Origin of the sequence: Sphingomonas sp. 22R3R2A-7, assembly GCF_036856055.1 — a bacterium.
Classification (GTDB): domain Bacteria; phylum Pseudomonadota; class Alphaproteobacteria; order Sphingomonadales; family Sphingomonadaceae; genus Sphingomonas.
This window is the reverse complement of the sequence record NZ_JASPFR010000001.1, coordinates 3,018,578-3,031,151: the sequence shown is the minus strand read 5'-3', so window position 1 is coordinate 3,031,151 and position 12,574 is coordinate 3,018,578. Positions and strand designations below refer to the sequence as shown.

Annotated in this window: 15 protein-coding genes; 11 read left to right on the top strand and 4 right to left on the bottom strand. The window is 57.8% G+C overall.

Translation table 11 applies throughout. The features are described 5' to 3' along the window. Position 1 precedes the first annotated feature (1 nt). Positions 2-553, bottom strand: coding sequence for a CDP-diacylglycerol--glycerol-3-phosphate 3-phosphatidyltransferase (gene pgsA / locus QP165_RS14490; protein ID WP_056020636.1), 552 nt, complete (start codon positions 551-553; stop codon positions 2-4). Positions 554-858: 305 nt separating this feature from the next. Between pgsA and QP165_RS14485 the strand changes: the two genes are divergently transcribed. Further along, the gene (locus tag QP165_RS14485; RefSeq protein ID WP_333996164.1) at positions 859-2,190 is read left to right on the top strand and encodes an MFS transporter; all 1,332 of its coding nucleotides are present in this window, start codon (positions 859-861) and stop codon (positions 2,188-2,190) included. On the opposite strand, the gene QP165_RS14480 is transcribed toward QP165_RS14485, so the two are convergent. Then, the gene (locus tag QP165_RS14480; protein ID WP_200916233.1) at positions 2,180-2,344 is read right to left on the bottom strand and encodes a hypothetical protein; all 165 of its coding nucleotides are present in this window, start codon (positions 2,342-2,344) and stop codon (positions 2,180-2,182) included. The two genes, QP165_RS14485 and QP165_RS14480, sit on opposite strands and share 11 nt — an antisense overlap. Before the next feature lie 251 nt (positions 2,345-2,595). On the opposite strand from QP165_RS14480, the gene QP165_RS14475 reads away from it, so the two are divergent. Together QP165_RS14475 and QP165_RS14470 are read left to right on the top strand one after the other, a co-directional pair. After that, entirely contained in the window at positions 2,596-3,126 is a 531-nt protein-coding gene (locus QP165_RS14475; protein WP_327196470.1) for a peptidylprolyl isomerase, read from the top strand. An 83-nt stretch (positions 3,127-3,209) separates the two neighbouring features. Further along, positions 3,210-4,496 carry a methyl-accepting chemotaxis protein gene (locus QP165_RS14470; protein ID WP_333996163.1) on the top strand — a complete coding sequence of 429 codons (1,287 nt, stop codon included), beginning with the start codon at positions 3,210-3,212 and terminating at the stop codon, positions 4,494-4,496. Between the two features lie 171 nt (positions 4,497-4,667). On the opposite strand, the gene QP165_RS14465 is transcribed toward QP165_RS14470, so the two are convergent. Both QP165_RS14465 and QP165_RS14460 read right to left on the bottom strand, forming a co-directional pair. Beyond that, positions 4,668-4,964, bottom strand: a complete 297-nt coding sequence (locus tag QP165_RS14465) for a hypothetical protein (protein ID WP_333996162.1) — start codon at positions 4,962-4,964, stop codon at positions 4,668-4,670. 47 nt (positions 4,965-5,011) lie between these two features. Continuing rightward, on the bottom strand, positions 5,012-5,812 hold the full coding sequence (locus QP165_RS14460; RefSeq protein ID WP_333996161.1) for a DUF7946 domain-containing protein: 801 nt from the start codon (positions 5,810-5,812) through the stop codon (positions 5,012-5,014). A 436-nt stretch (positions 5,813-6,248) separates the two neighbouring features. On the opposite strand from QP165_RS14460, the gene QP165_RS14455 reads away from it, so the two are divergent. The 8 genes from QP165_RS14455 (at position 6,249) to QP165_RS14420 (ending at position 12,441) form a co-directional block, all read left to right on the top strand. Beyond that, complete coding sequence (locus QP165_RS14455) at positions 6,249-6,806, top strand: hypothetical protein (RefSeq protein ID WP_333996160.1); 558 nt, start codon at positions 6,249-6,251, stop codon at positions 6,804-6,806. 443 nt (positions 6,807-7,249) lie between these two features. Next, positions 7,250-8,002 (top strand): hypothetical protein, encoded by a 753-nt coding sequence (locus QP165_RS14450; RefSeq protein ID WP_333996159.1) that lies wholly within the window; start codon positions 7,250-7,252, stop codon positions 8,000-8,002. A gap of 85 nt (positions 8,003-8,087) precedes the next feature. Further along, the gene (locus QP165_RS14445) at positions 8,088-8,957 is read left to right on the top strand and encodes an SMODS domain-containing nucleotidyltransferase (protein ID WP_333996158.1); all 870 of its coding nucleotides are present in this window, start codon (positions 8,088-8,090) and stop codon (positions 8,955-8,957) included. 223 nt (positions 8,958-9,180) lie between these two features. Then, complete coding sequence (locus tag QP165_RS14440; RefSeq protein ID WP_333996157.1) at positions 9,181-9,771, top strand: recombinase family protein; 591 nt, start codon at positions 9,181-9,183, stop codon at positions 9,769-9,771. A gap of 49 nt (positions 9,772-9,820) precedes the next feature. Next, positions 9,821-10,576 (top strand): hypothetical protein, encoded by a 756-nt coding sequence (locus QP165_RS14435; RefSeq protein WP_333996156.1) that lies wholly within the window; start codon positions 9,821-9,823, stop codon positions 10,574-10,576. Between the two features lie 464 nt (positions 10,577-11,040). After that, the gene (locus tag QP165_RS14430) at positions 11,041-11,262 is read left to right on the top strand and encodes a hypothetical protein (RefSeq protein ID WP_333996155.1); all 222 of its coding nucleotides are present in this window, start codon (positions 11,041-11,043) and stop codon (positions 11,260-11,262) included. Between the two features lie 546 nt (positions 11,263-11,808). After that, entirely contained in the window at positions 11,809-12,054 is a 246-nt protein-coding gene (locus QP165_RS14425; protein ID WP_333996154.1) for a helix-turn-helix domain-containing protein, read from the top strand. Positions 12,055-12,195: 141 nt separating this feature from the next. Further along, entirely contained in the window at positions 12,196-12,441 is a 246-nt protein-coding gene (locus QP165_RS14420) for a hypothetical protein (protein ID WP_333996153.1), read from the top strand. Positions 12,442-12,574 lie beyond the last annotated feature (133 nt).

Sequence of the window (12,574 nt, the reverse complement as noted above, 5' to 3'; positions counted from 1 at the left end):
ATCAATCCATATGCTTCAGGCCGACGCGCAGGTAATCCCAGCCCGTCACCACCGTCATGACCGCCGCCGCCCAGAGCGCGGCGAGGCCCACCACCTGCACCCAGCCGAGATCCGGTAGCGCACCGGCAAGGATCAACCCGCCGAGCGAGACCAGCTGGAAGGTCGTCTTCCACTTGGCGAGACGCGACACGGGCACCGACACCTGGAGCTGCGCGAGAAATTCCCGCAGACCCGACACGGCGATCTCGCGCAATAGGATCACGAGCGCGGCGATGACGTGGATCCCGGCAATGTCGCGCGTGCCGACGAGGATCAGGATGACCGCCGCGACCATGATCTTGTCGGCGATGGGGTCGAGGAAGATGCCGAGCTTCGACACCGCGCCGTTCGACCGTGCGAGATACCCGTCGAAATAATCGGTGATCCCCATCAGGCAGTACAGCGCGAATGCAATCGCATAGCCTGCCGCCCAGCCGGGCCACCACAGGAAGCCGACAAGGAGGGGTACCGCGACGATGCGCGACAGCGTCAGGAGATTGGGAAGGCTCAGCACGTGTCACTCCTACTCCCGAGATGCCGTCGGCGAAACCGGGTTTTGCGGATCGGGCACGCGTACCGGTCTCCGGCAGGGCAAACCGGGGCATGCCGGCGCGCGTGGAGCCGCAGCTGCCCCCTTTTGTCGGCACCGTCCGGTGGCTCACGGGGGTGACGGCGAGCCGGGACGACCACGCGTCCAGCACGCCGCCGCCTTCAACGCCCGGCGCGTGCGAGACCGATCCGCCCTAAGCCATTGGCGTGCCGGACCCGCTAGGCTAAGGCCGCTTACCTTTTGTTGCCACGATCAGGACTATTCTTCGCATGCGCAACGCACTCGGGTTGCTGAAGCAACGACGCTTCCTGCCCCTGTTCACGACTCAGTTCCTGGGCGCCTTCAACGATAATCTCTTCAAGACGTCGATGGTGTTGTTCGCGACCTACGCGATCTTCAACGATCCGCGGATGGAGGCGAATTTCAACGCGCTGGCGACCGGAATTGCGATCCTCCCGTTTTTCCTGCTGTCCGCACTCGCGGGGCAGCTGGCGGACAGCCACGACAAGGCGCGGATCATCAGACTCGTGAAGAGCGCAGAGATCGGTATCATGGCGCTTGGCGCAACCGGCCTCCTCGTCGCGCGCAGCGGGCATTCGACGATCGGGCTCGGGTTGATGCTGGGCGCGGTGCTGTGCCTCGGTGTCCATTCGACGTTCTTCGGGCCGATCAAATACGCGATCCTGCCGCAGCATCTGCCGCCGTGCGACGTGCTCGGCGGTACAGGGCTGGTCGAGGCGGGCACCTATCTGGCGATCCTGATGGGGACGATCACCGCCGGATTCATGACCGAACATATCGAGCGGGCCGCGATCGCCGTGCTCGCGATCGCGGTGATCGGCTGGTTCGCGGGGCGCGAGGTTCCGCCGGCACCGCGCGAGGGCCCGCCGCTCGTCCTCAACTACAATCCCTTCACCGCGTCGTGGCGATTGATCAGCGCGACGATGCACATCCCGCGGCTGTTCCTCGCGATCTGCGCGATCAGCTTTTTCTGGACGATCGGTGCGGTGCTGATCGTGGTGTTCCCGCCGCTGGTGAAGAATGTCCTGACCGCGGACGAGCGCGTCGCCAGCTTCGTGATCGCGGTGTTCTCGGTCGGGGTCGCGATCGGCTCGGTGGTGATCAACACGATGCTGAAGGGGCGCATCTCGGCGAAGTTCTCGCCCGCCTCGGTGATCGCGATGGGGGGCTTCGTCGTCCTGTTCTCGATCCTCGTCCGGACCTGGCACCCCGCCGCCCCCGGCCATTATTACGACTGGACCGAGTTCCTCGCGCAGCCCGCCGCCTGGCCCGTGCTCGGCTCGCTGATGATGATCGCGATCACCGGCGGCATGTTCGTGGTGCCGCTCTACGCGTTCCTCACGACCACGGTGGAAAAGGACCAGACCGCGCGCACGGTGGCGGCGAACAACGTCGTCAATTCGGGCGCGATGACGATCGGCTCGATCGCGGTGATCGGCATCTCGATGATGGGCGTGACGCCCGAGGACATGCTGTTCCTCGTCGCGGCGATGTGCCTCGTGTCCGCCTGGATCGCGCAGAAACTCCACCGCGCCTGCGACGAGCCGACGGACGGCTGTCTTCCGTCGATCAGAAAATGAAGCTGTAGAAACAGGTGAAGAACGCGACGAAGCTCAGCGCGAACAGCTTGATGTCCTGATCGTCGTTCTTCGCGACCGGCACGACCGGCGGCGGCAGGGTGCGACGAAAGGGATGGCGCGCGGCTTCGTTGGTAAGGACAAGGCGTCTGGTCATGATACAGCGTTAACGCGGCGTTTACTTTTTGGAACAGCGGCAAAACCGTCCCATTTCGCGCTGTCCGCGAATGGGACACATTTCGGGAGGTCGTCGATGCGGCTTGGATACGGATTTCTGACGGTACTGGCCGTCATCACGCCACTGCACGCACAGACGGCACCGCCGCCGCCCGTCGCCCCGCCCCCGATCGCGGGCCCTTCCGCCCCCTATCCGCCCCAGCCGATCCCGCCGCCCCCAGGCCGGCGACCGTGACGGTGCGCCTCCAGACGAGCGAGGGCGCGCTCGTGCTCGAGCTCGAGAAACAGCGTGCCCCGATCACCACCGCCAACTTCCTGCGCTATGTCGACGCGAAGCGGCTCGACAACACGACCTTCTACCGGGCGATGAACCTCGGACCCGACACCGGGCTTATTCAAGGCGGGATCAAGGGGGACGGTGCACGCGCGTTTCCGCCGATCGCGCATGAGCCGACCAGCAAGACCGGCATCCTTCACACCGATGCGACGATCTCGCTCGCGCGTCTGGCGCCGGGTACCGGCCGTGCGGATTTCTTCATCACCGTCGGCGCCGTCCCGTTCCTCGACGCGCATCCCGATCAGCCCGGCGACAATAGCGGCTATGCCGCGTTCGGCCATGTCGTCGAGGGCATGGACATCGTCCGTCGCATCCTCGCCGCGCCGACCTCGCCCACCGCTGGCGAAGGCGCGATGAAGGGGCAGATGATCGCCGCGCCGATCCGCATCCTGACAGCGCGGCGGATCGACCCGGCACGGCGCTGAGCGGGCGCGAACGCACTCGCAAAATCCGGTATTAATTCTGGTTAAGTAACAGAGTTACAACCATTTTGGGCGATCTCGGGGGGATGCAGATCCAGTCGGCGTCCGTTCTCTCCCATACCCTCGAAACGCTTCGCGGCGAGGAGGCGGATCGGTCAAACGACGCCCAGGCGCTGCTCGGGATCGCGCTGGCGGCAATGACCGACGGCATCGTCATCTTCGATCGCGACGAGCGCATTGCGGCGATCAATCCCCGCGTCGCCGCGCTGTTTCGCATCGCGTGCGACCGCGTCCGCCCGGGCATGGACCTCTCCACCTATCTCGGCATCGTCGGCGAAGCGGTCGGATGGCCCGCCGCACGAACCGCGGCGGTCATCGAGAATCATCGGCTCTGGTGGTCCAGCGAGTCGACCTACGGGGTCGATCACCATTTCGACGACGGCATGATCCTGCAGATCGCCTTCACGCCGCTCTACGACGGCCGGGCGGTCATCACCTACCGCGACATCAGCGTCGAGCGGCGGCTCGCAGACGCCGTCGCGGCGCAGACCGCGCAAGCCGACCGGTTCCGCCAGACGATCGCCACCGTCGTCGCACAGACCGACGCGGCGGCGGCCGAGGGTCAGGCGATGGGCCGGGCGGGCGAGTCCGAGCTCGAGCTGATCGTCCGCGACCTGGGCGAGGTCGTGATCGCGGCGCAACAGTCTACCGCGGCGATGCAGGATGCGGCGCATACCTCCGCGCTCATGGCGGGGATGATCGATACCGTCGTCGACCAGATCCGCCATACCAGCACGGCGGCGAGCGGTGCGATGGCGCACGCGGATGAAACCGTCCATCTGACGCAGGGCCTGTCGGACCATGCCGCGTCGATCGGCTCCATCCTCGACGTCATCAGAGGCATCGCGAAACAGACCGGGCTGCTCGCGCTCAATGCCGCGATCGAGGCGGCGCGCAGCGGCGAGGCGGGACGCGGGTTCGCCGTCGTCGCGACCGAGGTGAAGGCGCTCGCGACGCAGACGTCCGCGGCAGTGGCCCGGATCGGACCACAGATCGCAGCGATGCAGGCGGCCACGGGCGACGTGGTCGCGGCGAATCGGGCGATTGCGCGCGACATTGCCGATATCCAGCAGCGTGCGGTCGTCGTCACGGATACCGCCCGCGATCAACATGATCGGATCCTGGCGATCAGCGCGGCGATCGACGAAACCGCCCTGACCGCGCGTGCGATGACCGAGGGCGTCGAACAGCTTGCCAGCCGTAACCGGCGGTTCAACACCACGGCGATGCAAATTCGCAGGAATCTGGAATCGGTCCACCTGCTGACGCACGATCTCAGCGTCGCGACCGAAAGCTTTCAGGCGACCTATTGAGCGTGACGGTAGAGGGGATACCCAGAGGTCGCGTCGCGGTCCGGCGGAAATGGTGGAGCCGAGGGGGATCGGTGAAGATCCCCGTAAGCATTGAAAAACAAAGGGTATTTAATTCAGCGTCGGGACCGTTGTGTTAGCTCTTTGTACTAGATCAAGCAACACCCGATTGGGTCAACGCCGCTGACCGCGAACTATGGCTCCGCTCGCAACGTGCGTGATGACTCCCACGCTGTCATTCACGGCACCGACTACGCCAGCGACCGTGACGTCTGCACCTTTGTTCAACACAGCTCCTTTCACAGTACCGTTGACCTCAACTAGAGAACCAACCTCAATAATAACATCTCCAGTCACCGTGCCGTTGACCATCACACGTTGATTCGTGTCTATGATAAGGTTTCCCGCCACCATGCCGTTCATCATTGTCGACGAGGTAATGTGCAACGGTCCATCATATTGTTCATTCATTTGGTGCATATTCATAGTCCTTAGCTGTGATGGAAAAACATTTACAATCAAATAGGAACTACAGAGTGAAGCCGGTATGACTTTAAGTGACCATCCGCTGAGGTTACTTCGGATATCAGCGCGTTTACGGGTACAAATCTATCGCGAGTAAGATAAGCCAAGCTATCGCCAAGCGCTTGTTTAGCAGCCTTACTCAGAGCATCGACCGGAGTAAACGGCACTGACGCCGCATCCATATTTGGGATGAACCGACCGGTCCCAGTTCGCGCATTGAGACGACTCACGCCGAAAGGCTCGTAACGCTGAGCCTCATGAACAACTTCCGTTTCAATGTATCGAAGCGTTGCTTCGTTGAACGTTGCCAAATTCTGCCGCCCCGCCATAACGTGGATTGTCAGACCTTGATGCTTAACGGGATAGTGAACACGTTTAAGGGCCTCATCTAGCTTTTCATGCAGATCCTCATTCTTTTGCTCTAGCTCTCTAATAATCTTCTTAGCTTTACGATTCGCTACGAGGTAAGGGACACCGATGCCCGATAGCAAAGACCATTTTAAGAGATCATAAAGTCCAGCCTTTCCTATATCCTCCGCGACCGCCAGAACGTTTGGATTAGTAATGAGCAAATGAACAGCTTGGTCCCAACTGCCCTCTTTGCTTTTACCGAGCACAAGGCGAAAGCCTTTTGCGCTCGGCGCTTGGACTAGAATCTCTTTGTTAAAGAATGAGTTGAGCGCAATCAGTAGGATTTGTGACAATCCCAGCAGCGATTGGGCGCCATCATAATGATCTAAACCATCAAACTTGCGCCTGCCGTCCGTGTATCTCGCATGAAAAGTAAGCTCCATCCACGTTCCCCCGGCCCGACCTGAAAATGCTATAGATATGCGAGAGGGCAATCAAACAGTTCTGAGCGCAATGTTACCCCATATGCCCGGTCCCGGCCTCAGCCGATTATGACACGCCTAGCGCGACCTGCATTATCGCGCATGGTTCTCCATCCCTGCATAACGTGTCACAGTCGCCAAGCGATCCGCTTCCGGCTCTCTCCAGAATAACCTAACGAGAGGGTGGCGACTGAGGACAGCGACTGTAGCAGCATGATGGGGCCGAAGGGGGGGGACTCCGCAAACCCACTAACTGCTTGTAAAAAATAGCTTCTATTACGGCGTCGGAACTGCTGTGTTAGCCCTCCGTACCAGCGGAGGCAAACGATTTGGCATTCCAAGGCCTCTAGCCCGTCAAAGATTTGACCAGCAATTCTGCTTTGCGCATGATGGCCTGATGCACTGGGACTCAAAGCTCCCAATCGGCCTACTCGCAATCTTGCTAGTCATCGTATGTATCGCCCTTGGTATTGCGATTGGCAGTTCGGCAGGAGCGGACCGAGGTGATTGGCTGTCTTTTGCGGGGGCACTCGTTGGGTCTGCTTTAACGATAGCGGGCAGCGTAATTGTGATTGAATATCAACAATCTCGCGAACAGCGCGGGCAGGAGCGTATACTTCGGGAATTATTAGATGATGTGGAAAAGGCCTGCACACCGTTCCAGTGCGCAGATGAGGATGCATTGAAGGCAGGCTATGGGCGAACAGTACCCCAACAGGTGGAAGAGGTTAATTTAGGCATTGCACGAGTACAAAAATACGCGGCGCATATGAAGATGGTCTCTACCCGTGTGATGCGGGCAGCTAACGTGATAGAGTCCCTGAGCTTTGAAAGCGGAGACCTAACAGTATGGCTTATGGGTTATGAGGGGATGGACTTGGGTGGCCTGAATTATGAAGGGCACAATCTAGTTAATGAAGTCAAGAAGGCACGGGGTTTTCTACTTCGCCGCTAATTCGCACCTGCCTCGAAGCCTCTACGGCCTAATTTTGATAGAGATTTGCGAGGGGGCAATTCGAACAAGAGTGAGCCCAGTTCTCCCCGTATACCTGGTCCCAGCCCCCACACGATTATGACACGCCTAGCGCGACCTGCATTATCGCACATGGTTCTCCATCGCTGCATGACGTGTCACTATCGCCAAGCGATCCACCATCGGCGCTGTCCAGAATCACCTAACGAGCGTGGGCCTATTGAGAACGACAAATGTAGGAGATTTCTGGAGCTGAGCGGGATCAATGACGAACCCCGTAAACATGAATAAGCAAAGGTTTTCCCAGACCGCTGTAGCGATTGCAGTACCTGACGTAACAGGTCCAGCGGGCCGGGCTAGCTATCGGGAACGCTTGGCTTAGACAAGATCAGTAGTATAATGCCCTCGATCAAGGAGCGAGCAGGTTGGCAGTTGGCGCTAAGATACTGGAAGGTTTGACCAACGCTGAGTTCGGCAAAGCTGAAAGGCTGTTCACTTGGTCGGGCCGGGCGCAGCTAGCCCTAGTCGCACTCTCAGCGGTCACCGTCTTCGTAAGCGACACGACGGCAACATTGCTTCTCGCGATTGTTGCCGCTGCAATCTTTGCCGGCTGGGCATATGTAGATTGGCTCTATCGATTTAGTCGAGCGCAAGCGGAGCGAGGCCGAAGGGCGCTTCTAGTCGTTGAGGGTTTAGACGGCACGGTCTCACCCGGTGAAGTGAGAGATATCGAGGCGGGATTCACTGTAACTAAGGGGCAAGGGGAACGGGCTCATAATCCGAATTTCTTTGCCAGCATAAAGGAGAAGGGCAAGGAGCGGCTGCTCGAGCTTATAGAGGAGAGTGCGTTTTACTCCTGCCGCCTTTGCCGACTAAGCGCCTCGGTCACTTGGCTGAAGCTCGTGCTCTATGGAGGAATTTGCCTCGGGCTGTTTCTATCAACTGTTTACTTCGTTGATACCGAGACGATCGCTTTCACCTCTAGGCTTGTACTGGTCGTCTTAACTTTTCTGATCTCACAAGAGGTACTAGGTAGCGCGCGAGATTACGGGCGGGCGCACTTAGCGCTGTCATCGACGCAAGCTAGAATCAGAGCAATTCGCGCAGCGGGATACCCTGAGGGTGACCTGCTTGTGTTGATGGGGGACTATAATTCTGCCGTCGAGGGAGCCCCATGATGGCTCCCGGAGTTTACAAGAAGAACGCTTCACACTTAGATCAACTGTGGCGTCGGCATCAACAAATAGCAGGCTAGGAGTTGCATTGGCAAAGACAGTGGATGAAGGGTTTCGAACGCTAATCGGTTGGCTTTCTCCGACCACCACGGAGACGACAACCGCCGCTTCCCATCGCGTCAGCATTGAAGTCAAACTTAAAAATGATTTTGGGATGACTAGCTTCTTTCGCTCAGGTTCCTTCGGGCATCATACCAGCGTGAGCGGCTTTAGCGACGTTGACTACTTCGCCGTAATTCCTACATCGAAGCTGAAAACGAACTCCTCATCCACCCTGCAAGAAGTGAGAAACTCTTTAGCAAGCCGCTTCCCCAACACAGGTGTGACCGTCCGCAGCCCTGCTGTGGTTGTGCCCTTCGGTTCAACAGCGAGTGAGCGTCACGAAATTACGCCTGCGGACTTTGTTATGCAGAATGGAAATGGTTACAATATCTATGATATTCCCGACCGCTACGCGGGATGGATGCGATCTAGTCCAAGCGCCCACAACGCATGGGTCAACATTCAACACACCCGTCTAGATAACAGGGTTAAGCCACTCATAAGATTAATAAAGTCTTGGAATTACCGCAGGGCGATAGGGATTAGGTCATTTTACCTTGAGCTCCGAACGACCAAATACTGCGTTGGCGAGTCAACCATAATCTACTCGCTAGACGTTCTTCGGGTGCTGAGGCTGCTTCGAGACAACGCCTTGTCTTCAATGCAAGATCCGGTTGGCATTTCAGGCTACGTCTACCCCTGCACAGAGGCTTGGAAACCGGAAGCATTGTCCCGGATAAACACAGCGATTGGCAGAGCCGAGAAGGCTTGGGAGGCAGAAAGCGCAGGCAAGACGGCAGATGCGTTCTTTTGGTGGGACTTGGTGTTTAACGGCTACTTCCCCAGCTACGGATAGCGTGCAGTCAACGGCCTTATCCTGACGTCATTACGCGAGGGACCAATCAAACAAGTGGGCGCGAGCTATTCCCCCGTATGCCCGCCCTGCCCAGCCCTTGCGAATACCTGTATCTAAATCGACCGGTTACGATACAGGTACATTCGTTGTATCGAAAGATAGCTTGACAGGTTTAACGATACAGCAGATTTAGCGATGCACCTATTCGATACAGGAGGCCATCATGGCTCGCACCTTCGCTTACTGCCGTGTCAGCACTGCCGACCAGACTACCGACAACCAAGCCCGAGAGATTGAAGGGGCAGGCTTCAAGGTCGATCCCAAGCGTATCATTGCTGAGACTGTATCGGGTTCCGTTGCTGCGATGGAGCGCAAGGGCTTTGCCAAGCTGGTCGATAGGCTTGAGGCCGGGGATATCCTCATTGTCACCAAGCTAGACCGGTTGGGCCGCAATGCGATGGACGTTCGCAGCACTGTCGATAGTCTCGCCCAGGAGGGCGTGAAGGTACATTGCCTCGCCCTTGGTGGCGTCGATCTAACTAGCGCTGCCGGTAAGATGACAATGGGCGTGATCGCTGCCGTTGCCGAGTTTGAGCGGGACCTGTTGGTTGAGCGTACGCAGGCTGGCCTAACCCGTGCGAAGGCTGAGGGTAAGACGCTGGGAAGACCATCGTCCCTCACTGCCGAGCAGCAAGCCATGATACGTTCGCAGCGATCGCAGGGCCTGTCCCTTGGTGCTCTTGCTGTCCAGTACGGGGTGTCCCGTGCCGCCATTCAACGAGTTGAGAAGGCTGGCGCAATGAATGCCCGCTAATATATTCTGAAACACTGAAGCTCTCGGACGGAATGTTATGTCTCACGCAGTGAACGATGAAGACAGCTTTAAGACCGCTGATCCAAAGACGGTGGCGGCGGTGGAGCTAGATTTAGAGCATCTGGAGGTTTTCGAGCGAGAGCTAAGCCCCTTCAGCAACGCGATAGCGGAAGCCGCCGCTAATGCGGAGAACAAACCCCCACAAGACGGCAAGCAGGGGGCAATCCGTAATGCTCAGGCCGTCGCTGTACGAGAGTTTCAAGCTACCGCTGCTCGGATCCAAGCTCAATATGGCGTTGCCATTGGTTTCGACAAACCTTGGGCATATCGTCCAAAGCCAAAGGCGGCATACGAATTATGGAAGCGCGTAATTCCAATGTTCGTTCAAACCCCGGAAACTTTGAAGATAGGCCCCACCGCTTTAGCAAAACTACTAGCCAAGAGCGAGCGCAATTTTTCTGTCACTAGAGACATGATCAATGCAAAACTCAATACGCTTGCAGTTAAAGAAGTAGGAAGGTTGTTGGCGAGCCTAGGTACTCCAATGATTATAAAGAAGCCGGCGTCAATCCGATCAATCCAGAAACAGATTATTGAGAGCCGCAAAATCGAAAGCGGTGCACTTGTTGAGGAGTTTCGCGGCCATTTTAAGATTTCTGATGATATAGTTCATGTGAACGGTCGGCCCTATCAGATACAGCTAGGGGCTTCGGGCAAGCGGCGTATCAAAATTGATGGAAAGCATTGGCTTTCGCTCGACACTATCAAGGCTTTTTGCACGAAGACAGGCACAGATAAATTCTGATAAATTGTACATAGTACGATAGCACAATGTACCCGAAACAGATCGATGCGCTCGACCGGCGCTGCTACATGGGGCGAGCTTTGACCTGTAACCCTTCCAACCGTCGCAAAACGGGCCACACAGGCCCTAACTATGACCCACGGTTTGCGCTTCATCAACGGCAGCCACGAGCCAACAAACTGGATCAACGGCAACGGCTTCTATGCCGTCTCGACCCTGCATTTGCAGAGGCACTGAAAAGCCGTGTCGCGAGTCGGGCGAGGTTCGCGGCATTTCTCGAAGGTGTCGCTCTATATGTCGATTTCGAACGTCCATGCGCTAAATGCGGCGGGATCAAGAGGCGAACGCGCGACCGCTCCTGTTATGGATGCCATCTGGCGCGGGGCGGGGCAAACTTCGAAAGAATGAGAGCCGGTCTGTCTCCCGTTGTAAGCCGCAACCAAGACAGCCTTTCGGATATGCAAATGCGTGAGCGTGCCGAGCGTAATGGCGAATCTAAGGAGCGGAATTTCTCCGGACTTATCGCTAAGTACTGGCCTACCGGCCGTTTGGAAGTAACTTTCCCAGATGGCTACAACGAACCAGATATGTCGAAGCTTGGATACGATGGCATCAAGCTCGCCATTACAGACTTCCCACAATTAGTGCTGGCATTGGCATGGGCGGGGTGGACCATTCCCGGATGAACGTACTCCATCAAGATAATCGCGCGTGTCGGCACCACTCAATAAGTAAGCCCGACATTTTTCGCTGATGGCCAAACGAACTCCCCGATGCAATACAGTCCGAGTGGCTACGGCTTTTCTGCTCGCTCCATCCGAGATTGAACTAACGCAGCGACGACTTGCGACCGCATTCTTCTTTTCCATTCATGCCACGCTCTATCACGCACGGAGCTGGCGACTCTCGTCGCTTCACTCAAGCTCGCTCCGGTCGCCTCCTGTACGCTGCGGACGGACCTGTGGTAGATTTCATCGTTCGCTTCCGCTTCAAGCGTTTGGCAGAGGCCAACAATCGCGTCGGAGACGGTCTCAACCGGATCGGTGGAACGACGTAGTACCGTCGTTTTCTCAGCATAGCATTCGATCAATTTATCAGCAGGAGAAGCGCTCTGGCCGATGAGTGCAATGGCCATCTGAGCAGATAGGAAAAGGCCTACAGGCACCACCCCGCTTTCAAATGGGTCGTAAATACCGTGGTCCTTTATTCCTGGCCCGGTGACCGCACAAGCCGTGGAACGTGTTGCCGGACATTCGGATACAGAAGGACGGCTGCGAAGGCTGGGCGACGCGGTGCGGGCCGCGAGGAAGTCTCAGGGGCTTTCTCAAGAGGCGTTGGCAGATGCGGCCGGGATCGATCGCAGCCACATGGGCAAGATCGAGCGCGGGGAACGCAACGTCACACTTCTCAATGTTATCAAAATTGCTGCCGCGCTCGACGGCTCGGCTGCCGACCTCCTAGGTAAGGCGGGACTTTGACGAGCACATCAACTCGTTACCGGCGTCCGCGTTACGTCGGCCGGGGAGCAGGCCCGCCGAGAGGCTGGCGCCCCGCTTGGCCACGACGCCTACTAAGCCTTAAGGTTTGCGCGGCACGGTTGCTCTTTTCAGGAGATAGCCGTGGCGTTCACCGAGGAAGAAAAGCGTCTTTGGCTTGCTGCTAGGAGAGCAGGGCTTAACCCCGACGACTTTGATCCGGAAGATTTAGGCCATGCTGTTGCGGAGCAGGAGGCCAACAACGCTACCGGTAGTGATGATGACGATGAAGCCTTAGTATCATCCGCTGTGTGCACCCATTGCGACAACAGCCTAGGCGAAGAAAGCACTTCCGAATTTGCGCTCTGCCATGCGTGCGACGGGGATTGATCGCACCTACCCAAATCGCCCTAGGAGAGTCGCTGAGAGGCGATAACTAATCCGGCCACACAGATACCCGAATGCATCCGATTGACTCCCCTTGGGGCTGAGACGGGCGCAAATCGGGTATCTGTATGTTCGG